The organism is Sphingomonas sp. C3-2 (assembly GCF_033025475.1).
Taxonomy (GTDB): domain Bacteria; phylum Pseudomonadota; class Alphaproteobacteria; order Sphingomonadales; family Sphingomonadaceae; genus Sphingobium_A.
Window position 1 is genome coordinate 1,192,999 of record NZ_CP130322.1, and the last position, 23,230, is coordinate 1,216,228.

The 23,230-nt window shown below is 62.5% G+C and carries 20 protein-coding genes; 10 read left to right on the top strand and 10 right to left on the bottom strand.

All coding sequences use genetic code 11. The features are described from left to right. Positions 1–14: 14 nt before the first annotated feature. Entirely contained in the window at positions 15–611 is a 597-nt protein-coding gene (locus QYC26_RS05800) for a phosphohydrolase (RefSeq protein WP_317514452.1), read from the top strand. A 67-nt stretch (positions 612–678) separates the two neighbouring features. Here QYC26_RS05800 and QYC26_RS05805 read toward each other — a convergent pair whose 3' ends face one another. Then, complete coding sequence (locus QYC26_RS05805) at positions 679–3,141, bottom strand: TonB-dependent receptor (RefSeq protein ID WP_317514453.1); 2,463 nt, start codon at positions 3,139–3,141, stop codon at positions 679–681. Between the two features lie 293 nt (positions 3,142–3,434). After that, positions 3,435–3,608: a DUF1674 domain-containing protein gene (locus QYC26_RS05810; RefSeq protein ID WP_317514454.1), complete on the bottom strand. Its 174-nt coding sequence runs from the start codon at positions 3,606–3,608 to the stop codon at positions 3,435–3,437. A 92-nt stretch (positions 3,609–3,700) separates the two neighbouring features. Here QYC26_RS05810 and htpX point away from each other — a divergent pair, with 92 nt between their 5' ends. From htpX to purH, 5 genes are all read left to right on the top strand, one after another. Continuing rightward, positions 3,701–4,678: a zinc metalloprotease HtpX gene (gene htpX, locus QYC26_RS05815; protein ID WP_317514455.1), complete on the top strand. Its 978-nt coding sequence runs from the start codon at positions 3,701–3,703 to the stop codon at positions 4,676–4,678. A gap of 73 nt (positions 4,679–4,751) precedes the next feature. After that, the gene (locus QYC26_RS05820; RefSeq protein WP_317514456.1) at positions 4,752–6,074 is read left to right on the top strand and encodes an RsmB/NOP family class I SAM-dependent RNA methyltransferase; all 1,323 of its coding nucleotides are present in this window, start codon (positions 4,752–4,754) and stop codon (positions 6,072–6,074) included. A gap of 54 nt (positions 6,075–6,128) precedes the next feature. Further along, positions 6,129–6,791, top strand: coding sequence for a ribulose-phosphate 3-epimerase (gene rpe / locus QYC26_RS05825; RefSeq protein ID WP_317514457.1), 663 nt, complete (start codon positions 6,129–6,131; stop codon positions 6,789–6,791). Beyond that, positions 6,788–8,527 (top strand): heparinase II/III family protein, encoded by a 1,740-nt coding sequence (locus QYC26_RS05830; RefSeq protein WP_317514458.1) that lies wholly within the window; start codon positions 6,788–6,790, stop codon positions 8,525–8,527. Before rpe ends, QYC26_RS05830 begins: the two co-directional genes overlap by 4 nt. A 22-nt stretch (positions 8,528–8,549) precedes the next feature. Beyond that, a complete protein-coding gene (purH, locus tag QYC26_RS05835; RefSeq protein WP_317514459.1) occupies positions 8,550–10,151 on the top strand; it encodes a bifunctional phosphoribosylaminoimidazolecarboxamide formyltransferase/IMP cyclohydrolase in 1,602 nt (533 codons plus the stop codon). Between the two features lie 78 nt (positions 10,152–10,229). Here purH and QYC26_RS05840 read toward each other — a convergent pair whose 3' ends face one another. Both QYC26_RS05840 and polA read right to left on the bottom strand, forming a co-directional pair. Beyond that, the gene (locus tag QYC26_RS05840) at positions 10,230–11,717 is read right to left on the bottom strand and encodes a lipopolysaccharide biosynthesis protein (protein ID WP_317514460.1); all 1,488 of its coding nucleotides are present in this window, start codon (positions 11,715–11,717) and stop codon (positions 10,230–10,232) included. Positions 11,718–11,754: 37 nt separating this feature from the next. Continuing rightward, complete coding sequence (polA, locus tag QYC26_RS05845) at positions 11,755–14,541, bottom strand: DNA polymerase I (RefSeq protein ID WP_317514461.1); 2,787 nt, start codon at positions 14,539–14,541, stop codon at positions 11,755–11,757. 138 nt (positions 14,542–14,679) lie between these two features. On the opposite strand from polA, the gene QYC26_RS05850 reads away from it, so the two are divergent. The 4 genes from QYC26_RS05850 (at position 14,680) to QYC26_RS05865 (ending at position 19,160) form a co-directional block, all read left to right on the top strand. Beyond that, positions 14,680–15,534: an alpha/beta hydrolase gene (locus tag QYC26_RS05850; protein WP_317514462.1), complete on the top strand. Its 855-nt coding sequence runs from the start codon at positions 14,680–14,682 to the stop codon at positions 15,532–15,534. A 56-nt stretch (positions 15,535–15,590) separates the two neighbouring features. Continuing rightward, entirely contained in the window at positions 15,591–16,334 is a 744-nt protein-coding gene (locus QYC26_RS05855) for an SDR family oxidoreductase (RefSeq protein WP_317514463.1), read from the top strand. Between the two features lie 147 nt (positions 16,335–16,481). After that, complete coding sequence (locus QYC26_RS05860; RefSeq protein WP_317514464.1) at positions 16,482–17,666, top strand: helix-turn-helix transcriptional regulator; 1,185 nt, start codon at positions 16,482–16,484, stop codon at positions 17,664–17,666. Between the two features lie 57 nt (positions 17,667–17,723). Beyond that, entirely contained in the window at positions 17,724–19,160 is a 1,437-nt protein-coding gene (locus QYC26_RS05865; protein WP_317514465.1) for a bifunctional diguanylate cyclase/phosphodiesterase, read from the top strand. 73 nt (positions 19,161–19,233) lie between these two features. Here QYC26_RS05865 and QYC26_RS05870 read toward each other — a convergent pair whose 3' ends face one another. The 6 genes from QYC26_RS05870 to QYC26_RS05895 all read right to left on the bottom strand — a co-directional run bounded on the left by QYC26_RS05870 (position 19,234) and on the right by QYC26_RS05895 (position 23,228). Then, positions 19,234–19,656 carry a flagellar biosynthesis protein FlgN gene (locus QYC26_RS05870; RefSeq protein WP_317514466.1) on the bottom strand — a complete coding sequence of 141 codons (423 nt, stop codon included), beginning with the start codon at positions 19,654–19,656 and terminating at the stop codon, positions 19,234–19,236. Next, positions 19,646–19,951 (bottom strand): rod-binding protein, encoded by a 306-nt coding sequence (locus QYC26_RS05875; RefSeq protein WP_317514467.1) that lies wholly within the window; start codon positions 19,949–19,951, stop codon positions 19,646–19,648. The genes QYC26_RS05870 and QYC26_RS05875 overlap by 11 nt, the downstream gene beginning before the upstream one ends. A gap of 2 nt (positions 19,952–19,953) precedes the next feature. Beyond that, positions 19,954–21,030, bottom strand: coding sequence for a flagellar basal body P-ring protein FlgI (locus QYC26_RS05880; RefSeq protein WP_317515002.1), 1,077 nt, complete (start codon positions 21,028–21,030; stop codon positions 19,954–19,956). A 103-nt stretch (positions 21,031–21,133) separates the two neighbouring features. After that, the gene (flhB, locus tag QYC26_RS05885) at positions 21,134–22,201 is read right to left on the bottom strand and encodes a flagellar biosynthesis protein FlhB (protein ID WP_317514468.1); all 1,068 of its coding nucleotides are present in this window, start codon (positions 22,199–22,201) and stop codon (positions 21,134–21,136) included. Between the two features lies 1 nt (position 22,202). Beyond that, positions 22,203–22,958, bottom strand: a complete 756-nt coding sequence (fliR, locus tag QYC26_RS05890) for a flagellar biosynthetic protein FliR (RefSeq protein ID WP_317514469.1) — start codon at positions 22,956–22,958, stop codon at positions 22,203–22,205. A gap of 6 nt (positions 22,959–22,964) precedes the next feature. Next, positions 22,965–23,228 (bottom strand): flagellar biosynthetic protein FliQ, encoded by a 264-nt coding sequence (locus QYC26_RS05895; protein WP_317514470.1) that lies wholly within the window; start codon positions 23,226–23,228, stop codon positions 22,965–22,967. Between the last annotated feature and the right edge of the window lie 2 nt (positions 23,229–23,230).

Genomic DNA, 23,230 nt, shown 5'->3' on the forward strand with positions numbered 1-23,230 from the left:
TCCGGAGAGGTGCCATGAACGACGCGTCGCATGATCGTGCCCGTTTTACCGCCATGACCGAAGGTACGCAGGCGGACTGGCAGATCATCGCCAGCCACTTCGTCCCCTTCGCGGCCTCAGGCGGCAAGCGCATTCTCGATCACCTCCGCCTGCTCGATGGCGATTTCGGTGGCTTCCCGGTAGACCGGCTCCAGCATTCGCTCCAGACCGCGACCCGCGCGCACCGCGATGGGCGGCCCGATGATTATGTGGTGATGGCGCTGATCCACGATATCGGCGACACGCTCGGCGCCTATAACCATCCCGATATCGCCGCCGCGATCATCAAGCCCTTCGTGTCGGAAGAACTCCACTGGATCACCGCGCAGCACGGCGTGTTCCAAGGATATTATTTCTTCCACCATCTCGGCATGGACCGCGACTTGCGCGAGAATTTCCGCGGCCATCCGCATTTCGAGGCCTGCGCCGAATTCTGCGAGAAATATGATCAGGCTGCCTTCGATCCGAGTTACGACAGCGCCCCCCTCAGCTTTTTCGAACCGATGGTGATGTCCCTCTTCGAACACCCCCAGCAAAGCCTTTACGCGCGCGTGGTCGACAACGCGGCCTGACCTGCCCAAAACAAAACCGCCGCCCCTTTCGGGACGGCGGCCTTGCTTGGTTCAGCCCTGATCGAGATCAGAAACCGACGACCAGCGACCCCATGAAGGTGCGCGGTGCGCCAATCTGCACGAACGGAACGCTCGAGTTGTTCAGATTGCCGTCGAAACCGCCGACATAGAGCTTGTCGAACACGTTCGAGAGGTTGAACTGGAAATAGGTCTTGTCGTTCAGGCCCACGAATTCCAGCGGAACGCGCATGTCGAGGTCGACCAGCGTATAAGCCGGCGCGGTTGCCGAGCCCCATGCCGGAAGAACAACGTTTTCGTCATTGATATAGCGCTTGCCGGTACGCTTTGCCTGAACGCCGAGTTCGACCGGACCAAGCTTGCCCTGAATGCGGCCACCCAGCGTATAAACAGGCGCACCCGATTCACGCTTGCCGGCGGTTTGCGCGAAGACCGGCGCGCCGTTGCTCACGCCCGTCTGAACGTTGTCCTGAATTTCCGATTCCAGATACGAACCAAAGACATAGATCGAGAGATCCTGGATCGGCTGGTACGAGATGCTGGCATCGATACCGTATTTCTCGACGGTGCCGAGGTTACGATAGATGTTGCGATCCAGTTCGGGATCATAGGCGGCAGCCAGGCGATCCTTGTACTTGGTGTACCACAGGGTCGCTTGCGCCTGCACCTTGCCCGCGCGATAACGCAGACCGAGGTCGAAATTGTCGGTGGTTTCAGGCGTCGGGTTCGCCTGATCCGTGTCGGCAGCATAGAAGAAGGAGTTGTACAGGTTGTCCGTGCCGGGAACTTGAACGCCCTTCGAATAGCTGGCAAATGCGCTCCAACGCGATGCGAAGTCATAGACGAGGCCAAAGTTCGGCAGCACATCGTCATATTTGAATACGCGGCGCTGCGGGCCCTGCACGGTCGGCTTGGCAGCAGCGTAAGCGTCGTCAGCAGCAGCGTTACCGCCGAAGCAATCAACAAAGCCGGTCACGCTGGTGGTGAAGCAATTGTTCGTCAGATCGCGCTTGAAGAACGGAATCCGGACGCCTGCCGTCACCGTCAGCGCATCGAAAAACTTGCCGCGATATTCACCCGAAGCCTGGTTCAGGATCGCATAGGACAGACGGTCACGCTTCTGGAGCGCATAACCGTTCACGTCGAGCAGCGGGTTGTTGACCGGGAAAACGTCATGCGGAACGCCGTTGGCGCGGTACAGCAGGCCGGTTTCACCGGTTTGACGGTGACGCGCACGGTCGAAGGTATAGGCCGCACGAATAGTGTGGTTATCGTTGATATCGTAACGCAGCGAAGCGATCACGCCGTAACGATGGGTCTGGGTCTGGCTGGGCGCCAGCACATTGACAGTGTCGAGCGTGTCGCCGTCACCATTCAGATCGACGCCGCCGAAATAGGGCTTGCCACCGATATAACCGACCGTCGGACCGCTTCCCGTTGCCGCGAATTCGCGTGCATCAACGGTGCCACCACCATTGGCCTTGGTATACTGGTAGCTGGGATCAACCGTCAGGATCAGGCCGTCGGTCAGTGTGAAGCGCGACGAACCCCGAATGTTGCCGGTGTTCGACGGGTTATAACGATAGTCGAAAGCCGTGCCGCACGAGCCAGCCGCGTCAGCTACGCCAGCGGTGCCGGCGGGTGCTTCACACTTCTCGAATTCGTAGAAACGCTCATCCTTGGTCAGCGGGAAGCGATCAGGAACGCCCAAATTCGCGTCGCGACGCAGGCGGACCGAGCCGAAGAAGTTGTTGCGGTTTTCGTTATAGTGGCCGGCAACCGAGACGAAGTCGCCATTGCTGCCGATCGGCTGATAGACGCGCGCGTTGTACTGCTGCTTGTCGATCTTGCCGATGTTGTTGAAAACGGTGTCGTTCTCTGCATGGCTCGCCGAGAAGAAGGCGCGCGTGCCGAACTTGGTGAAGGTGCCGGTATCGACAAGGCCGAACACGCGGAAGAAGCCATATTCACCGGCCGAACCGACCAGCTTCACGCCGAATTCTTCCGACGGGGTGCGCGTGCGGTAGTTGACGGTCGAGCCCGAAGCCGATGCGGTCGGGCTGTCAACGTCGGTCGAACCCAGGTTGACGTTGACCTGATCGATCAGTTCGGGGTCAAGCTGCTGGTTCGAATAGATCGAGTAACCACCCGAGTCATTGAGCGGAATGCCGTCAAAGGTCTGCGAGATACGCGTATCGTCGAAACCGCGGATCGTCATCGTGCCGCCGGCCGAACCGAACGGGTCGTTGTTCTGGAAGCTGACACCCGGGAGCTGGTTGATGATGTCGTTAACCGACTGGCCGGGTGCCTGACGCGCCAGGAATTCCTGGGTCAGCACTGCCTTGGCCTTGGCGGTATCGGGGGTAAGAACGCCCGCAACGCCCTTGTCCACGCTCGCACCGGTAACAACGATTTCATCCGAAAAATCGATCGAGCCCGTCGACTGCGCGAATACCGCGCTCGGCATGATCAGGGCAGCAACGGCCGCCCCGTAATAAAAGCTCTTTTTCATTTGCTTCCCTCTTTGCGAATCGAGTCGCTTGCAAAAAACGCAACAAAGTTCCGGGGCGCTGCACTGCAGCAATTCCGACACCCCTAGAAGCCCGAAAAAGTTTCAGTTCCATGACAATGAGAAGAATCTACAGAGGTGATGTATTATTGCCACATGGTGGAATATTATAATAATTGCCGTTTGAGCGGCCATCCTTGGAGAAATGTAAATTTATGAAAAACGCTGTTTTTTATGAATTTTAAATAAAAAGAGGCGCAAAATTGCGCCTCTAGAAAAACCCGCGAAATTTCCGTTCAAAAATCGACTGCGATGCCCTTTAGCTCCCAATCCCCGTAGCGAACCGGATTGATCCCCAACGGATCTTCTCCTTCCGCACCTGCGGGTTTCGGATCAGGCTCGGGCACCGGCGGACTCTTGGACAGATGGGCAGGCGGTTTTACATGCGGCGGGCGCTGTCCGGGTTTCATTTGACAATTCCTTCATGCGTGCAGAGCGAAGGCAGCACCGTTGAAGCGCGCCACCCTTTTCCCCACATTGGGCGGTGAAGGAGAAAAGGCAAGTGAACGGCTTCAAGACGACGATGCTGCTGGCGGCGATGACGGCGCTGTTCATGGCACTGGGCTTCACACTCGGCGGCAGTTCGGGTGCGGTGATCGCATTGGTCGTAGCCGCCGGCATGAACCTCTTTACCTTCTGGAATGCCGACAAGATCGTCCTGCGCATGCATGAAGCGCGTGAGGTAGATGGAGCGAGCGCTCCAGAATTTTACAACCTCGTCCAGCAACTTGCCGTCCGCGCGCAGTTGCCCATGCCCCGCGTCTATATCATCAACAGCCCACACCCCAACGCGTTCGCCACCGGCCGCAATCCCGAAAACGCCGCCGTTGCCGCAACCACCGGCCTGCTGAATATGCTCAGCCGAGATGAAGTGGCGGGCGTGATGGCGCACGAACTGGCGCATGTGAAAAATCGCGACACATTGATCATGACGATGGTCGCGACGATCGCCGGCGCTATCTCGATGCTCGCCAATTTCGGCATGTTCTTCCGCTCTGGCGACAATCGCGGCAATATGCTGGCTACACTTCTTGCCGTCTTTGTCGCGCCCTTCGCCGCAATGATCGTCCAGATGGCGATCAGCCGGACGCGCGAATATGGCGCGGATCGTGGTGGCGCCGAGATATCCGGCAATCCCCGCGCACTGGCTTCCGCACTCGCGAAGATATCGAACGGGGCCGCGCATATCCCGAACCCCGTGGTCGAGCGCAATCCCGCGGCCGCGCAACTCTATATCGTGCCCGCGCTTGCCGGACGGGGCGGAGACAGCCTCTTTTCCACGCACCCCGATACCGGGAATCGCATCGCCGCGCTGGAAGAGATCGCCCAGGAAATGGACCAGGTTTCTGGCGCTTCCAAAGCACGCTCCGCAAGTGCCGTCCCTTCCAGCCGCCCGGCCGCTCTGCGTCCCGGCGCCAGCGTTCCCCGATCGCACGGCAAGGCCGGCCCCCGCGATCCTTGGCGGCGTAGAAACGGCTAGCCTGACAGCGTTCGTTGCGGTGCTATCAATGAAAAAGGTTCACCCGCGTCCTGTTACCGGCTAGCAGGCAGCGATGTCTGACACGCCTCGCGCCCGAACCGCCCCCCGCAAGCCCGCTCGCCCCGGCGGTCAACCCGCCCGTGCGCCTGGCTTGCCGGCGCGGCGCGCCGCATTGCGCCTTCTCGACGCCGTCGTTCGCCGCGGGCTGCCGCTCGAAGCCGCGCTTAGTGCCGCGACGCAGGGCATCGACCGCCCCGAAGACCGCGCACTAGCCCATGCCATCGCGGCCGAAGCACTTCGCCGCCTCCCCGATCTCGACGCACTCATCGACAGCGCCACCAGCCGTCCGCTGCCCGACGATGCAAAAGCGCGTTTCGTGCTGCGCATCGCGCTGGTTCAGGCGCTTGCACTCGGCACCCCGGGCCATGCCGCCATCGCCACCGTGCTGCCGCTGGTCGATGGTGGCCTCCGGCGTCTTGTCCACGGCGTGTTCGGCAATTTGATCCGCAAGGGCGTGACGCTGCCCGAATTTCCGACCCTGCTGCCCGAGGTCGCCTTCCGCTGGGCAGAAAAATGGGGCGACGATTTCGTCACCGCAGCTGAGCGCGCCATTGCCAGCCCCCCGCCGCTCGACCTCACCCTCGCAGATCCGGACGAAACCGCACATTGGGAACAGGAACTGGGTGGTACCAGCCTGATGCCCGGCCATGTCCGCCTTTATGATGCCGGTCCGATCACCAGCCTGCCCGGCTTTGCCGAAGGCCGCTGGTGGGTTCAGGATATCGCCGCATCGCTCCCTGCCCGCCTGCTGGGCGCCGGTCGTGGCAAGGCGCTTGATCTGTGCGCGGCCCCCGGCGGCAAGGCACTTCAACTCGCGGCCGCAGGCTGGGATGTCGTCGCGCTCGATCGCAGCGCGGGGCGCCTTGCGCGCGTCCATGAAAATGCCGAACGCATGGGCCTCTCCCTCGATATTCGCGAAGGAGATGTGCTGCGCTGGGAACCCGAGGCCCCGGTGCCCGCTATTCTGCTCGACGCGCCATGCAGCGCCACCGGTATCTTCCGCCGCCATCCCGACGTGCTTCACCGCGTCCGTCAGCGCGACATCACCGAGATTGCCGAGCTTCAATCGGCCATGCTCGCGCGCGCGGTCGACTGGCTTCAGCCGGGCGGCACGATCATTTACGCCACCTGCTCGCTCGAACCCGAAGAAGGCGAACAACAGATCGAGAAGCTGTTGCATGACCGCAGCGACCTCGAAATCGTTCCGCCCCGCCCCGATGAACTGCCTGTGGGATGCGTTTCGGACACCCCCCATCTGCGGACCGGGCCGACCATGCTGGCGGATAAGGGTGGGCTTGACGGATTCTTTATCGCGCGGCTCGTGCGGAAGGGCTGAACAGACGTTCTGGCCGCTTGCTCCTTGCCTGCCCGGCGGGTAAGGCGAACGATCATGAGCACACCCATCCGCATCGCGCCGTCCATCCTCTCCGCTGATTTTGCCAAGCTTGGGGAGGAGGTTCGTGCGATCGATGCGGCAGGCTGCGACTGGATCCATATCGATGTGATGGACGGGCATTTCGTGCCCAACATCACCATCGGCCCCGCCGTGGTGAAGGCGCTTCGCCCGCACACCGACAAGCCCTTCGACGTCCATCTGATGATCTCACCGGTGGATCAGTTTCTTGAAGACTTCGCCAATGCCGGCGCAGACATCATCACCGTCCACCCCGAAGCCGGCCCGCACCTGCACCGCACGATCCAGCGGATCAAGGCGCTGGGCAAGAAGGCCGGCGTTTCGCTCAATCCTGCAACCCCTGCCAAGATGCTCGAATATGTGCTCGAGGATATCGACCTCGTCCTTGTGATGAGCGTGAACCCCGGTTTTGGCGGGCAGAGCTTCATCGACAGCCAACTCCGCAAGATCGAGGCAATCCGCAAGCAGATCGACAAGCTTGGCAAGGACATCCGCCTCGAAGTCGATGGCGGCATTGATGTGAATACCGCGCCCCGCGCCATTGCGGCGGGGGCAGATGTGCTCGTTGCCGGCACTGCCACCTTCCGCGGCGGCCCCGACAAATATGCAGCCAATATCGAGGCTCTGAGGGGCAAGTGAACCGCAAGTCGCCACTCGACGCGGCGGCCGACGGGATCGAGCAGGGAAAACGGCTTGTCAGAATTGGGGGGGACAGAGGCCTGTCGCTCGCCGAACGCATCGCCAATCGCCTGATGCGCCTCAGCTGGCGCTCGCCGCTTCACGCCTTTCGGCTGAAAGGCCGCTATCCGCTCAAGCTCGTTGCGGTCCCCGACGATCCGATGATGGGCGACATTCGCGCCGGCCAGTCGATCCTGTCCGGTCAGTTCCTCTGGCGCGACGAAACGCTCGATCTCGAAACCCTCGATTTCGGCAAGCTCGACTGCACCGAGGGGATGGCGCGCTATATCCACAGCTTCGAATGGCTGCGCGATCTGTCCACCGTCGCCACGCGGGAACAGGGCGCCCCCATCGCCGAATTTGTGATGCGCAAATGGATCGCGCGGCATGCGGAACAGGTCAGCGATCTCGCCTGGCGCCCCAGCCTCTGGGGCAAGCGCGTCCTCTTCTGGACCGCGCACGCCCCCCTCATCCTGTCGAGCAACGATCTCATCTACCGATCCGCCGTGCTGAACGCGCTGGCGCGCGGCGCGCGGCACCTCGATCGCGGCGCCGACAAGGCCGAACAAGGCGTGCCGCGTATCGCCGCATGGGCAGGGCTTGCCGCGGCCGGCCTGCTCATCCCCGGCACCGCCGCCCGCCGAACAACGGCCGAAGCCGGCCTTGCCCGTGCGCTCTCCACCGGCACGACCGGCGATGGCGGTGTCATCTGCCGCTCGCCTGCCGGGTTGTTCGATCTCGTCATGGTGCTCTCGATGCTGCGCGCGGTCTATGACGCCCGCAGACAGGAAATGCCCGAGGCAGCCGATGCCGCGCTCAACATGGCCGTTCCCGCGCTCTTGGGGGTCACCCATGGCGATGGCGGCCTGTGCAGTTGGCAGGGCAGCGCTCCCATTCCCGCAGACCGTGTCGCCGCGCTGGTCGAGGCCTCGGGCGTGCGCACCCGCCCGCTGCCGCAAGCCCGCGACTGGGGCTATCAACGCATGGCCTCGGGCAACACGGTATTGATCGTCGATGCCGCCCCGCCACCGCTAAGCCGGCTCAATGTTGGCGGTTGCGCCTCGACGCTCGCCTTCGAAATGTCGGACGGGCCGCACCGCCTTATCGTCAGCTGCGGCGGCTCGCGCCTCCCCTCGCGGCACTTGCCGCCGGTGATCGCCAACGGGTTGCGCTCCACCGCCGCCCATTCGGCACTGACGCTGGCCGACACCAACAGCACCGCCATCCACAATGACGGTACGCTTGGACGCGGCGTTTCGGAGGTGGAGCTCAACCGCCGCGAATCCGATCAGGTCAGCCGCCTCGTCGCCAGTCATGACGGCTATGCACGACGTTTCGGGCTGGTCCACAGCCGTACGATCGAAATGAACGCCACCGGCAAGGAAATCAGCGGCGAGGACGCGCTCATCCCCGCTGTCACCGGTCGGCGCAAGCCGCAACAAGTGCCCTTTGCGGTGCGGTTCCACCTTGCCCCGGGTATCCAGATTTCGAACACCGCCGACGGGCTGGGCGCGGTGCTGCGCCTGCCCGGCGGACCGATGTGGCAATTCCGGTGCCAGGGCGGCACTCTGTCGACCGAAGAGAGTTTGTGGGTGGACGCTGACGGCGTTCCCCATTCCGCATCACAGCTCGTGGTGTCGGGTGAAGCCGCCCCCGGCGGCGTGACATTGAGCTGGATGTTGAAGCGCGCCGGCTGATTTAGATTGGAAAAGGACTGACATGACGACCGATACCAAGCCCGTGAAGATCACGCGGGCGCTGCTTTCCGTATCCGACAAGTCGGGGCTTGTGGAACTGGGCCAGGCGCTCGCACGGCACGGCGTGGATCTGGTCTCCACCGGCGGCACCGCCAAGGCGCTGCGCGATGCCGGTCTTTCGGTGCGCGATATTTCGGACCTCACCGGCTTTCCCGAAATGATGGACGGCCGCGTGAAAACGCTGCACCCCAAGGTGCATGGCGGCCTGCTCGCGGTGCGCGACAATGCCGAACACATTGCTTCGATGAACGAGCATGAAATCGCACCGATCGATCTCGTCATCGTCAACCTCTACCCCTTCGCCGCGACCGTCGCCAAGGGCGCCGACCGTGACGAGATCATCGAGAATATCGACATTGGCGGCCCCTCGATGGTCCGCTCGGCCGCAAAGAACCACGACAGCGTCGCCATCGTCACCGATCCGGCCGATTATGCCGAACTGATCGAGGCGCTCGACGGCAGTGGCGGCGCAACCACGCTCGCCTTCCGCCGCCGTCTCGCCGCCAAGGCCTATGCCTCGACGGCTGCCTATGACTCGATGATCGCCAACTGGTTCGCCACCGTCGATCAGGGCCAGCAGCTGCCCGACACGCTTACGCTTTCGGCAAAACTTGGCGCAGAGCTGCGCTACGGCGAAAACCCGCACCAGAAGGCGGCTCTCTATGTGCCCACCGTGGTCGGCGCGCGCGGCATCGCGCAGGCCGAACAGCTTCAGGGCAAGGAACTGAGCTACAACAACTATAACGATGCCGACGCCGCGCTCGAACTCGTCAGCGAATTCCGCGACGGCCCGCCGACCGTCGTCATCGTCAAGCACGCCAACCCCTGCGGCGTCGCAACCGGCGAAACGCTCATTGAGGCGTATCAGGCCGCGCTTGCTTGCGACAGCGTCTCGGCATTTGGTGGCATCATCGCGGTCAACCGTCCGCTCGACGGGCCGACCGCAGAGGCCATTTCCGGCATCTTCACCGAAGTCGTTGCCGCCCCCGGCGCTGACGAGGAAGCCCGTGCCATCTTCGCCAAGAAGAAGAATCTACGCCTCCTCCTCACCGGCGAACTGCCCGATCCCAAGCGCGAAGGCCTAATGGCGAAGTCGATCGCCGGCGGCTATCTCGTCCAGTCGCGCGACAATGGCCAGGTCACGCGCGAAATGCTCAAGACCGTCACCAAGCGCCAGCCGACCGAGCAGGAACTGAAGGACTGCCTGTTCGCCTGGACCGTCGCCAAGCACGTCAAGTCGAACGCGATCGTCTATGCCAAGGACAATGCCACCGCCGGCATCGGCGCGGGGCAGATGAACCGCCTCGAATCCGCGCGCATCGCGGCCTGGAAGGCCAAGGACGCGGCTGACAAGGCCGGCTGGGCCGAACCGCGCACCATCGGCTCGGCGGTCGCCTCCGATGCGTTCTTCCCCTTTGCCGACGGCCTTCTGGCCGCTGTCGAAGCCGGTGCTACCGCAGTGATCCAGCCCGGCGGTTCGATCCGTGACGAGGAAGTGATCGCGGCGGCCGACGAAGCCGGCCTGGCAATGGTCTTCACCGGCATGCGACACTTCCGCCACTGATCGGAAAAGCCTCACCCATGAAAAAGGCCCCGTCCGGTGTTCGGACGGGGCCTTTTCTTTTTTGTCGAAACCTCGGAATCAGGTAACCGATACCGGTCCCTTCATCTTGAAAAGCGCCCGATCTTCCGGGCCAAAACCGCGCCGCCAGATCACCAGACCATAAACGCCGAGGATCACCGGAATCCCGATAAGCAGTTCCAGCCATTCGGGAACCTGCGTCGCCACATAACCGACAACGCCGGCAAGCATCGCTGCCCAGACGAGCGCCCACCGCCAGCCGCTGACCGGCGCGCCCAGCAGGCGCGACAGAAGCCGCGCCTTCAAGACAGACGCCAGCCCAAGCGCCACGCAGAGCGCTGCTGCTGGCCCGGCCGCGACATACATCGATCCCAGCCCCATATCCTGAAGCGCGACGATGAACCCCACACTTAGCAGTGCCTGCACGCCAATCATCGCAAAGGAGATCATGAGATTGCGGTGGCGGGCGATGTAAACCAGCGCGGACTCACTGACGACAGCCGTCGCCGCCACGACCTCCGCCGCGAGCAGGAACGCGAGCGCGCCATTGCCCTCGACAAAATTGGGGCCGACCAGACCCATCACGGCCTCGCCGGGGATGCCGAGCGCCAGCGCCACGCCAGCCTGCGCTGCAATAATCCAGAAGCCGACCTGGCTCACCTGCTTTGCCACGGCCACCTTGTCGCCCGCTTCCAGATTGCGTGTGATCACCGGGCCCAGAATCGGATCAAAGCTGGTCTTCAATTTTTGCGGAAGCGACGCCACCTGCTGCGCCACATAATAGATGCCCACCACGGCAGGCGACGCAAAAAGGCCAAGGATTGCCAGATCCAGTCGCCGCGATCCCCATTCAATCGCGTCAGCAGCCGCCAACGGCATATTCCGCCGCGCCATAGCATACAGGTCGGACGCTTTCGGTCGCCAGCCGACAGGCCGACCATAACTCCGGAAAAGCGGCCAAAGCGCCGCAATCATCGCGGCCACCATCGATACCGCATAGGACAGGATCAATCCGTCCCGCGTTGAATAAAACGCAAAAACGAAGGCGCCGATGCTGATCGTCCAGGGCTCAATAATCGCTCGCGCACGCACCGTCGCACCCACATCATAACGATAGGCGAGCGCGGCCAATGCCAATTCGGTGCTGACGATCGCAAAGATCACCAGTGGCAGCAACAGTTCGAGCCCATTGATCTGGCTATTCGGAAACATGGCCTGCGGAAACAGCATCAATATGCCCGCCGCCCCGCAGGACGCCGCTCCCGCCACCAGCATCGCATCCCAGACGACATGGACATGCGGTCGGTCGGTCTTGGATAATTGCTCCGCCAGCCCGCGCCGCAAGCCCAATGTTGCCAGCTGCGCGGCGAACTCCACCACCAGCACCGCATAGGCGAAGCGGCCAAGCGCCTCCTCGCCATACCAGCGACCGGCAATGAACAGAAACGGCAGCCGCGCCGCCAGCCTCAACAGAAAACCGAAAAAGTTGGTGCGCCCCCCCTTAGCAAGGGCAGCAATATCCTCGCTCTGGCCCTGTTCGGCTGCCATCGCTCCCCCCTTGTCAGACCCGTTCATCGTGCGGGCCTCAATGCGCGGCATCCCAACTCTGCCCGGTTCCTATCTCCACGCCAAGCGGAACCGTAAGTTTTACCACCGGTTCGGCAGCAGTCGCCATGACATGCTCGATGATCGGGCGCGCAGCCTCGACATCGCCCTCGGGCAGTTCGAAAACCAGTTCGTCGTGCACCTGCAGCAGCATGCGCACGTTGTGCAGGCCCGCCTCGGCCAGCGCAGGAACCATGCGCACCATTGCGCGCTTGATGATATCGGCAGAAGTACCCTGGATCGGCGCGTTTATAGCCGCGCGTTCGCTTCCTTGCCTCTCCGCCTGATTCTTCGAACCGATGCGAGGAAAATGCGTCTTGCGCCCGAACAACGTCGTCGTGAACCCGGTTTCACGCGCAGTGTGCAGCGTTTCCGCAATGTAATTGCGGATGCCCGGAAATCGTTCGAAATAGCGATCGATCATCGCCTGCGCTTCGTCGACCGGAATTTCGAGCCGCCCGGCAAGCCCCCAACGGGAAATGCCATAAAGGATCGAGAAGTTGATCGTCTTTGCGCGCGCGCGCGTATCGCGGTTCACTTCGCCGAACAGTTCCTGCGCGGTGCGTGCGTGAATATCCTCACCGCGTTCGAACGCGTCTTTCAGCGCAGGCACATCGGCCATGTGCGCAGCCAGCCGCAACTCGATCTGGCTATAGTCGGCCGACAACAGCACATTGCCCGGCTCCGCGACGAATGCGCCGCGGATCTGACGGCCCGCCTCGGTGCGCACCGGGATATTCTGAAGGTTCGGGTCGGTCGACGAAAGCCGTCCGGTCTGCGCCCCCACCAGGCTGTAACTCGTATGCACGCGCCCGCTCCCGGCACTGATCTGCTGTTGCAGCGTATCGGTATAGGTCGATTTCAGCTTGCTGATCTGGCGCCAGTCGAGCAGCTTGCGCGCAATCGGCACCCCCTCGCCCGCCAGACGCTCCAATTCATTGACGTCGGTCGAATAGGTCCCGGTCTTGCCCTTGCGCCCGCCCTTCAGGCCCATCCGGTCGAACAACACCTCACCCAGTTGCTTGGGACTGCCGATGGTGAAGGGCGTACCCGCCAGTTCGTGAATCTCCTTTTCCAGATCGGCAATCTGCCCGGCGAAATCGGCGGACATACGGGCAAGTGCTGCCCGGTCCACCTTGACACCTTCACGCTCCATCGCGGCGATCGCGGCGATCAGCGGCCGATCGACCATTTCATAGATGCGCGTTGCCTGTTCGGCGGACAGACGCGGCTTCAGCACCTGCCACAGGCGCAGCGTCACATCGGCGTCCTCAGCAGCATAGTGCGTCGCGCGGTCGAGCGACACCTCGGCGAAGCTCAGTTGCTTCTTGCCCGTACCCGCAACCTCCTTGAACGTGATGGGCTTGTGACCGAGATGGCGCTCGGCCTGCTCGTCCATCCCATGGCCCGCGCGCCCGGCATCAAGGTTGAAGCTCATCACCAGCGTGTCGTCAAACGGCGCCAGCGCGATGCCGTGCTGCGCAAGCACGTTGATGTCATATTTCAGATTTTGCCCGATCTTGAGCGTCGCCGGATCCTCCAGCAGCGGCTTCAAGTGTGCGATCACCGCCGCGATTGGCAATTGCTTCGGCGCGTCGGACAGGAGATCGCTGCCGCGATGCCCCACGGGAATATAACAAGCGCGCCCTGCCGCGGTTGCGAGGCTGATGCCGACAAGCTGCCCGTTAACGGAATCGAGGCTGTCGGTTTCGGTGTCGACCGCAACCCAGCCCTGCGCGGTCGCCTCGGCAACCCAGCGATCGAGCGCCTCCTCGGTCACCACCGTTTCATAGGCAGCATGATCGAACACATGCGGCACGGGGGCGACAGCTTCCGCCGAAACGCTTGTCGGTGCCGATGCGGGCGCAGTCGGCGCCGGTGCTGCCGCCGCTGCACCCGCACCGCCAACGCGCGCGAGCAATGAACGAAAACCATGATGCTCCAGAAAGGCCCGCAACGGCGCCTCGGGAATACCCTTCATCTCAAGGCTGTCGAGCGGCTCGGGCAGCGGCACGTCGGATTTCAGATCGACCAGCACGCGCGAAAGCCGCGCCATGTCGGCATGCGCAATCAGGTTCTCGCGCATCTTGGAAGCTTTCATGCCTCCGGTCGCCGCAAGCACGCCTTCCACCGTGCCATATTCGTTGATCAGCTTGGCGGCGGTCTTCGGCCCAATGCCGGGCACCCCGGGCACATTGTCGACGCTGTCGCCCATCAGCGCCAGCACTTCGCCCAGCTTCTCGGGGCCCACCCCAAATTTCTGGACGACATGTTCTGGACCAAGCCGCTCGTTCTTCATCGTGTCGAGCATGTCGAGGCCAGGCTCGATCAACTGCATCAGATCCTTGTCCGACGAAACGACCGTCACCTGCCAGCCTTCGGCCAGCGCCGCGCGCGCATAGGAAGCGATGATGTCATCGGCCTCGAACCCTTCCTCCTCGATGCACGGCAACGAAAAGGCACGCGTTGCATCACGGATCATCGGGAACTGCGGCACCAGATCCTCGGGCGCGGGCGGCCGGTGTGCCTTGTACTGGTCGTAGAGGTCGTTGCGGAACGACTTGGCCGACTTGTCGAGGATTACCGCAAGATGCGTTGGCCCATCCGCCTTGTGCAGCCCCTCGGCCAGCTTCCACAACATGGTGGTATAGCCATAGACCGCGCCCACCGGTTCGCCATGCTGGTTGGTGAGCGGCGGCAGCCGATGATAGGCCCGGAAAATATAGCCCGAACCGTCGACGAGATAGAGATGCTTCTGCGATGACATGGCCGGGGGATAGCAGGGGGCGGAGCACACCTAAAGGGCTCGTTTCATCTACCATCAGAATTGCGTCAACCCATAGCCCAACCCATATCCCACCTCATGTCATGGACGGTTCATACCTCGCCCGTTAAGGCGCGTCGCATGGCTGCCCCCTCCCTCTCCCGGCGCGAAATGCTTGGCACACTCGGCGCTGCTATACTCTGCGGCTATCACGCCCCGGCAATGGGTGCCGGTTTCAGCTCGCGCCGTATCTCGGTCACGGTCCGAGGAAATGGACAGGACGCAATCCTGATCCCCGGGCTCACCGCCACACGCGCTGTCTGGGGCGAAACGGTCCAGATGCTCCCCGGCTATCGGTACCATATGGTCCAGCTTGCAGGCTTCGCTGGCGATGCCGTGCTCGACAATGGCAAGGGCCCGGTCGTCGAGCCCGTTGCGCGGGAAATTGTCCGCTACATCATAGCCGCCGAATTGAAGGCACCCGCGCTGGTCGGCCATTCGATGGGGGGCCTCATTTCCCTGATGATCGCTGCCCGCTGGCCTACGCGCACCGGCCGTACCATGGTGGTCGACATGCTGCCGGCTCCCACCTCAGGGCTCGGCGGATCGGTGAGTGGGATGCGCCCGCTCGCCAACGGCCTGCGCGACGTGCTGACCGGGTCACCGGAGGGACGCCAACTCTTCGGGTCGCTCATGGGCATGTTCTCGCCGCCTGCGCAAACGAAAAGCGATCCTGACATGGTGGCGCGCACGCTCCACGACATTGCGCTCACGGACCTGCGCCCCGAACTGGGGCGCATCACCACCCCATTATCTGTCGTCTACGCAACAGTCCCAGGCGCACAATATGATGCCGCCACGGTCGACCGGATCTACCGCGATGCCTATCGCACCGCGCCCAAGGCGCAGTTGCACCGCATCGCCGGGGCCGGACACATGATCATGACTGATCAACCCCAGCGTTTCAGCGCCACGCTCAAAAGCTTTCTCGGCTAGAATCAAGGGAGACAACAATGGTTGCCTCTCCACGCCCAAGCGGTCACAGAGCATCCATGCTCACCAACAAGATCGCGCTTGTAACCGGTTCGGTTCAGGGCCTTGGCCGGGCCATTGCCGATGCACTCGCCGAGGCGGGTGCAACCGTCCTCGTCCATGGCCGCCGCATGACCGAGGTCGAAGCCGCCGCGCGGGCACTGCGCGATCGGGGACTTCAGGCGCGCGCCTGCGCGTTCGATCTCGCCGATCAGGAAGAACTTACCGCCGCACTTGCAACGATCGGTGCGGAATATGGCCGGCTCGATATATTGGTCAACAATGCCGGGATGCGCGATCGCCGCCCCTTGGCGCAACTCGACCGCGATGCCGTTCGCGCGCTTATTGAGATAGACCTGATCGCGCCATTCGAGCTGTCGCGCCAGGCGGTGGCGATCATGCCCAGTGGCGGGCGGATCATCAATATATGCTCGATTGCCGGCCCCATCGCGCGCGCCGGCGACGCGGCCTACACCGCCGCCAAAGGCGGCCTCGACGCGCTCACCCGCGCACTGGCGGCCGAACTCGGGGCACGCGCGATCACGGTCAACGCGGTTGCGCCTGGCTTTTTCGCAACCGACGCCAATGCGGCGATGGTCGCCGATCCTGATATCGCCTCATGGCTGGCGCAGCGCACCTCGCTGGGGCGCTGGGGCAAACCTGCTGAGATCGCGGGCGCAGTCCTTTTCTTTGCGTCACCCGGCGCAAGTTATGTCACCGGACAGACCCTCGCGGTCGATGGCGGCTACATGTCGCACTTCTAGAACAACACCGACTTTGTAAAATTACGTCAATAACACGGCGTTAAGCTGGCCTATTGGCGTTTTTTTTACCATCCCAGATCAATATCCAATAATATTGATTCGCATCGAGCGTCGGTGTGGGCGGTATCATTCGATAATGGATTGCACATGAAGCGGCGCTTGATCGCACAGATGGCATCTTCAGAGAGCGTCTCCAAACGCGCTGGTCGCCGCCCTTCAGGCACCAAGCCCGAATTCGACGGTCTTGCTATCGATCGCTATCGCTCGATCGTCTTCCCCAATCGCGTGCGGGAATATCGGAAGCGTCTGGGCATGGCGAAGCTGTTGGGCCTGTCCGCAGCTCTACCACAAATCCCCTATATCCGCCTGTCCAAGATTGAGCGGGGCGAGGTCGTCGCCAAGGCGCATGAAATCACCGCGATTGCCCGGGCGCTGAACATCACCCCCGCCGACCTGTTGATCGACATCGATATCTCCGACTTCGACATAGCCGAATGGGCCGCCGATCTGCAGGACTGGTTCGCGATCGATCTCGACGAGGATCGGTTCTCGGTCCTTCTGGCCGCTGCCATCCGCGCCCGACGGGAACGCGACAAAGCGCTCACCATCGCCCATATCGAGCGCGATTATGGGATCGCACCAGTCATCCTCTCGCGGCTGGAAAATGCGTTCAAGCCGCTATCGCGCTGGAATGACGCCACGGTCACCGCGCTATGCCACTTGTTCGACGTTCCGGATGCGGCGGCACTCCGGGGTCATGTGATGGTGCTCTGGGCTGAAGGCACGCTCACGCCGTTTCTCGGTTCGATCGCCAATCCCGAAACGCGCGAAGCGAAAACGCGTGCCCGCGTCGAGGCGCTGCGGCATGAACTGACGCTATCGAAAGATGCACCGCCCCGCAAAAATGGCGTTGCTGTTCCACCTCCCCCCACTGCACCTGCCGCGCCCAGCACGACGCATGAAGTGAGCGTTCGTCTGCTGCCCGTCCGTGGAACCCCGCTTGCAGATGGCCTAATTGCGCCCACAGAAACCGATGATCTGGTGGAAGCGCCGCGTATCGCTGGCCCCAACGCCTATGGCCTGCGCGTCTGCCGTCCGACGCTCGGCCCCGGCCTCCCCGCGCGCGCAACGCTGGTGGTCGACCCCGATCGCTTCCCTTCGGCCGGCGGGCTCGCGATCATCACCGAAAATGCCGGGTTGCGGCTCGTGATGGTCACTTTCGGGCGGAATGGGGAGATGCTCGGTATCAGTGTCCAGCCCGCGCTGGAGATCGATCTTGGCGGCATCGATCCGGCTTGTATCGCAACCGTCATAAGCGCGGTTTACGAATAGTAATTTTCCGCACGCACCACGATTTGGGCTGCATAGTCAGCCTATAATATAACCTGCATGTCTTTTGAGCAGGGTCCTGGAAAATACGGCACCGCCCTTCCTGCAGGAAGGTGGGGGCGCCTGTACGCCAGCGGGCGCAACCGGGCAGGTCAGATACTCCTGCGCGGCAGCCAATTGCTGTTCCGGGCAGCCTTGCCACTCAGTGGTGGCATTACCGGCCAGCCGCTGGCGCTGCTTGGGCGCCAACGCTTCCTGAACATGCTTGGCGAGGCGTTGAATACGCTGCCTTCGGACAAGTCGCTTGCGATCATGATGATCGATCTCAACCGCTTTCGGTTGCTCAACGCCATGTTCGGGCACGAAGCGGGCGACATGATGCTCGAACAAATCCACCTGCGCATCAGCGCAATTGTGGACGGCCTCATGGGCAGCACCGTTCATCTCGGCAATGACGGATTTGCCTGCCTGATCGTCCACCCAAGATGCGTCGACCAGACCGAGGCGATTGCCGAGCGTATCCTGCAGGCGATCGCCGAACCGATTTCCCATAACGGCAAACGCGCACTGCTGTCCGCATCGCTCGGCATCGCGTCCGACCGCGACGGCCAGACGCCAGACGAATTGCTGCGCGCGGCCAGCGTCGCCATGGTACGCGCCAAGCGCGATCACGGCCAGCAATGGTGCCGCTTCGACGCACAGATGGATGCGGTCATGCGCGACCGAGAGGCGCTGGGCGGCGATCTCTTTCTTGGCATCACGCGCGGAGAGATCCGGCCGCATTACCAGCCGATCATGCGCTTGGCGGACGGCGCACTGATCGGCTTCGAGAGCCTTGCCCGCTGGCACCATCCCTTGCGCGGCCTGCTCGATCCGGGACAGTTCATCCCGCTCGCCGAGGATCTCGATGCGATCGACGATCTCTGCTTCGCAATGCTCGGCCAATCCTGCCGCCATGCACGCGACTGGCCCAAACATGCCACGCTGTCGATCAACATTTCCCCCTTCCAGATCTGCGACCCCCAGCTTCCGCTCCGTCTTTTGCGGACGCTGCGTGCCGGGCGTTTCCCGCCCTCCCGCCTGATCGTCGAAATCACCGAAAGCGCGCTGGTGCGGGATCTTTCCGCTGCACGGTCGACGATCGAGTCCTTGCGCGCAGCCGGCATTCGCATCGCGCTCGACGATTTCGGCACCGGCTATTCCAGCCTGCATCGTCTGCGCGAACTTCAATTCGACCGCATCAAGGTCGATCGCTCGTTTATCGCCGCACTCGATGGATCATCGGGGGACAAGATCGTCCAGGCGATCATCTCGCTGGCAGACACGCTCAACATCGCGGTAACAGCCGAAGGGATCGAAACTCAGGAGCAGATCGACGCCCTTTCACGCCTCGGCTGCACCTTCGGTCAGGGCTACCTCCTGGGCCGCCCCATGCCAGCTGAAGACGCGGCGCGGATCGGCGCCGCGCAAACGCCCTTCGCTGGCGCGGCTGAATAATCGTCAGCTTCTAAACAAAAAAAGAGGGGCCCAGCTTTCGCCGCGCCCCCATGCCGTCCAATGGTTCGTCCCTTCAGATTTCGGAATTCACCGATATCGGGGTCGCCAGTTCGATCCGCGAGACATTGCCCTTCGCGCCGTAGATCTCCGCCCGATTGCCAGAGATGCGCTTCGCTTCGTTCGTCACCGCTTCCATCATTTCGATAGACAGTGTGATGTTGCGTTCAAGGATATCGGCATTGGCCGTCGATGCTTCGCCCAGCGCCACCAGCGCCTTGCCCAATGCTTCGCGCCCTTCCTCGTCCATCGCATCGACCCAGCCGGATTCCTCGCGATTGAGCCGCGCCAGCTCGGTTTCTAGCACGCCGACAAGGCGCACCTTGGCATTGGCCAGCTCGGCCAGGTCGCCTGCGCGCTCATGCGTCGTCAGCCGCTGCGTCTCTTCCTGCATGATCAGCGTGAGCGAGACCATGATGTCGATAATCTCACTGGCCATTGGCCGAACCTCCCTGCATCTTCAAAATCTGCTCGAGCACTGCGGGCGCAAGGCCAATACCGCCGCGTTTTGCCATTTCATTGCCCATCTGCTCGGCAAGAATGCCACGAAACATCTCTTCGCCCGCGCCGCCCGAAAATTCATCGCCGGTTTCCACCATCTCCATCATCATCTTGGTCATCTGACCAATGAAGACGGCTTCGAACTCCTGTGCGGTCCGCGCGGCGTCCGCCTTGGGTTTGGGCATCTGCGGCGCTGGCCCCATCGGTCGCTGCACCGTACTGATATCGCTCATGATTACTGCACCTCGATCTCAGCCTGCAGCGCACCCGCGGTACGCAGCGCCTGCAATATGGTGATCAGATCGCGCGGGCTGACGCCCAGCTTGTTGAGGCCGGCCACAAGCGACCGCAGCGACGCACCGTCCTCCAGCAACTGCAGCGTCCGGCCACTGCCATCGTCCACATCGATCCGCGTGCGCGGCAGCACCGTGGTCTTGCCGTCAGAGAAGGGTTCGGGCTGCGATGCCACCGGCGTTTCACTGACGCTGATCGTGAGGCCGCCCTGTGCGATAGCAACCGGACTGATCCGAACATCAGCGCCCATCACGACGGTGCCCGCCGCCTCATTGATGACAACCTTGGCCGGCTGATCGACCGCCACTGTCAGATTTTCGATCTGCGCCATAAGGTCGACAACCGAGCTGCCATGGCCAGAGATTTCGACGGTCGCAGGATCAAGCACCTCTGCGGTTCCGGGCGCATAGCCGTTGATCACCCGCGCGATCCGGTTGGCGGTCGTGAAATCGGGGTTCTTGAGCGCGAGCTTCAGGGTTGTCGCCGAGCGCAATGAATAGGGCACTTCGCGCTCGATAATCGCGCCGCCCGCGATCCGCGCGGTCGTCGGCACGCCCCGGGTCACGCTGGCGGCAGCCCCGGTTGCCTTGAATCCTGAAACAGCCACCGGCCCCTGCGCCACGGCATAGATTTCGCCGTCCAGCGCGCGGAGCGAGGATACAAGCAGCGTCCCGCCCTGCAGGCTGGTCGCGTCGCCGAGCGCAGAAACCTGCACGTCGATCTTCGATCCCGAACGGGCAAAAGGCGGCATCGTCGCCGTGACCGAGACGGCAGCCACATTCTGCGTGCGCATCGTCGTGCCGCGAATGTTCACGCCCATGCGCTCAAGCATCGCCTGCATGGTTTCTTCGGTGAACGGCGTGTTGCGGATACGGTCACCTGTGCCTGGCAAGCCGACGACAAGCCCGTAGCCGACAAGCTGGTTGCCGCGCACATTTTCGACGTCGACAATATCCTTGATCCGCGGCGCAGGCGCCGCATGCACGGGGACAAGCCCGATCGCGGCATAGGCAGCCATCGCCAGGAACAAGGGTCGCGCGCTGAATCTGCTGAAAGTACGCATCTTATTCCTTATAGGATAAAAGGGCGCGCACCACGGCGCGGCACCGGAATTTCGTTGGTCACAGGCCACGGCGCGCCAACCGCATCACATAGCCGATGACCTCGGCAACGGCGGCGTAGTGCTCCACCGGAACCGGATGATCGATATCGACCGCCGCGAACAGCGCACGCGCCAGCGGCGGGCTTTCGACGATCGGCACCTTGGCATCGGTCGCGATTTCACGGATGCGCAACGCCACCGCATCGACACCCTTAGCCACCACGATCGGCGCCGCCATCTCGCCATGATCATATTTCAGCGCCACCGCATAATGGGTGGGGTTGGTAACGATCACGCTGGCCGTGGGCACGGCCGCCATCATGCGCTTCTTGGCGCGCTGCACCTGAATCGATCGGATTTTAGCCTTGATCTTGGGATCACCCTCGGTGTTCTTGAATTCGTCCTTCACTTCCTGAAGCGTCATCCGCATCTTTTTCAGGAAGGCGCGCCGCTGATAAAAGAAGTCGGCTCCCGCGATCAGCAGCACCAACAGCCCCACCGCCTTCACCAGCCGATAGGCGAATTCACCGGTCACCGTGCCAATCATCTGCGGCCCGGCCCCGATCAACTGATCGAACGCCACCGCCTTGGGCCAGACGACAATCAGCGCAACCACGATGATCGCGGTGAACTTGGCGAGCGTCTTCAGGAACTCCACGAGCGCCCGTGTCCCAAAGAGTCGACCGAACCCCGAAATGGGCGAGAGCTTCGACCATTTGGGTTTGACTCGGCTCCACGACAATGTCGGCCGCCCCTGCAGGAAGGGAATAAGCAGCGCACAACCGCACAGGATCGCAGCAAGCGGCATCAGCGCGCGCCCAAATTCAAGCGTAACGCCCGTGATCAGCCCCTGCGCCCCCGCCGGGTCGAGCGGATAGGCATCCGCATTGCCCCATAGGCGGCCAAGCAACGCACTCAATCGTTCGACGGTCCAGGCGCCCATCCCCCCCATCACGATGATCGCGGCGACAAACATCGCCGCATGCTTCATCTCAGGGGCACTGGCGACCTCGCCCTTCTCCCGCGCATCGCTCAGCTTCTTGGCGGTGGGCTCTTCTGTCTTCTGATCCTTGTCGGTATCGGCCATATTACAGGCTCCAACCGCGCTGGATGAAGGTGCCCATCGCCTCGGTGAAGTACATCAGCGATCCACCGATCACGACCGAGAGCAGCGCCAGCCCAAGCAGGATGTTGAGCGGCTGGGAAATGAAGAAAACCTGGATCGCGGGCGCCATGCGTGCGGCAAGCCCCAAGGCGACGTTGAAGACGATGCCATAAACGATGAGCGGCGCGGCCATGCCAAGCGCCAGCAGCATCGCATGCGTGGTCGTTTCCACGGCCAGGCGGGCGAAATCATCGGCAGGTGGCAGCCCGCCTACCGGAAAAAGTGTATAGGAATGGACGATCGATGCGATCCAGAGATGATGCACCCCCATCGCCATGCACATGATCGCGGCAGCAATGCTCATCAGCTTGCCGATCTGTGTCGTGTGCCCACCGCCCGCCGGGTCCATGAAAAGCGCGGAGGACAGGCCAACCTGCAAGCTGATGATCCCGCCTGCCATCACCGCAGCGCTGAACAGGATGCGGATAATCATCCCCATCGCCAGCCCGACCATCATCTCGGCGATCACGATGCCGGGCAATGCGGCGTCGCTCTGCAAAACCGGCGTCACCTTGCCGTTGAGCAATCCGAACAGGCCCGCCGTAAACCCAAGCCCCATCAGCAGCCGGATACGGCCGGTGACGGCATCCTCCGAAAACACCGGCAGCAGCATCAGCACCGCCCCCACGCGCGCGAACAGGATCAGGAACGCCGTCGCATCAAAGGGCAGCTGCGCCATCGCCCGTCAGCCGGTAACGATAATATCCGCCACCCGCGCCATGAAGGCGGAGAGCGCCCGGCCGATCATCGGCAACGAAAGGAGCAGGACGCACCCGATCGTCACGATCTTGGGAACGAAGGTCAGCGTCATTTCCTGCACCTGGGTCAGCGATTGCAGCAAACCGATCACCACGCCGACGATCAGCGCAGTGAACAGCATGGGGCCGACAATCGTCAGCACCAGCAGCATGCCCGCCTTGGCGAGCTCCATCGCCTGGAACGAATCCATGG

What these genes read in the sequence shown, in the direction of transcription:
- QYC26_RS05800 (WP_317514452.1), top strand. Translation starts at nt 15, where the DNA reads ATGAACGACGCGTCGCATGATCGTGCCCGTTTTACCGCCATGACCGAA.
- QYC26_RS05805 (WP_317514453.1), bottom strand. Translation starts at nt 3,141, where the DNA reads ATGAAAAAGAGCTTTTATTACGGGGCGGCCGTTGCTGCCCTGATCATG.
- QYC26_RS05810 (WP_317514454.1), bottom strand. Translation starts at nt 3,608, where the DNA reads ATGAAACCCGGACAGCGCCCGCCGCATGTAAAACCGCCTGCCCATCTG.
- QYC26_RS05820 (WP_317514456.1), top strand. Translation starts at nt 4,752, where the DNA reads ATGTCTGACACGCCTCGCGCCCGAACCGCCCCCCGCAAGCCCGCTCGC.
- rpe (WP_317514457.1), top strand. Translation starts at nt 6,129, where the DNA reads ATGAGCACACCCATCCGCATCGCGCCGTCCATCCTCTCCGCTGATTTT.
- purH (WP_317514459.1), top strand. Translation starts at nt 8,550, where the DNA reads ATGACGACCGATACCAAGCCCGTGAAGATCACGCGGGCGCTGCTTTCC.
- QYC26_RS05840 (WP_317514460.1), bottom strand. Translation starts at nt 11,717, where the DNA reads ATGGCAGCCGAACAGGGCCAGAGCGAGGATATTGCTGCCCTTGCTAAG.
- polA (WP_317514461.1), bottom strand. Translation starts at nt 14,541, where the DNA reads ATGTCATCGCAGAAGCATCTCTATCTCGTCGACGGTTCGGGCTATATT.
- QYC26_RS05850 (WP_317514462.1), top strand. Translation starts at nt 14,680, where the DNA reads ATGGCTGCCCCCTCCCTCTCCCGGCGCGAAATGCTTGGCACACTCGGC.
- QYC26_RS05855 (WP_317514463.1), top strand. Translation starts at nt 15,591, where the DNA reads ATGCTCACCAACAAGATCGCGCTTGTAACCGGTTCGGTTCAGGGCCTT.
- QYC26_RS05860 (WP_317514464.1), top strand. Translation starts at nt 16,482, where the DNA reads ATGAAGCGGCGCTTGATCGCACAGATGGCATCTTCAGAGAGCGTCTCC.
- QYC26_RS05865 (WP_317514465.1), top strand. Translation starts at nt 17,724, where the DNA reads ATGTCTTTTGAGCAGGGTCCTGGAAAATACGGCACCGCCCTTCCTGCA.
- QYC26_RS05870 (WP_317514466.1), bottom strand. Translation starts at nt 19,656, where the DNA reads ATGGCCAGTGAGATTATCGACATCATGGTCTCGCTCACGCTGATCATG.
- QYC26_RS05875 (WP_317514467.1), bottom strand. Translation starts at nt 19,951, where the DNA reads ATGAGCGATATCAGTACGGTGCAGCGACCGATGGGGCCAGCGCCGCAG.
- QYC26_RS05880 (WP_317515002.1), bottom strand. Translation starts at nt 21,030, where the DNA reads ATGGCTGCCTATGCCGCGATCGGGCTTGTCCCCGTGCATGCGGCGCCT.
- flhB (WP_317514468.1), bottom strand. Translation starts at nt 22,201, where the DNA reads ATGGCCGATACCGACAAGGATCAGAAGACAGAAGAGCCCACCGCCAAG.
- fliR (WP_317514469.1), bottom strand. Translation starts at nt 22,958, where the DNA reads ATGGCGCAGCTGCCCTTTGATGCGACGGCGTTCCTGATCCTGTTCGCG.
- QYC26_RS05895 (WP_317514470.1), bottom strand. Translation starts at nt 23,228, where the DNA reads ATGGATTCGTTCCAGGCGATGGAGCTCGCCAAGGCGGGCATGCTGCTG.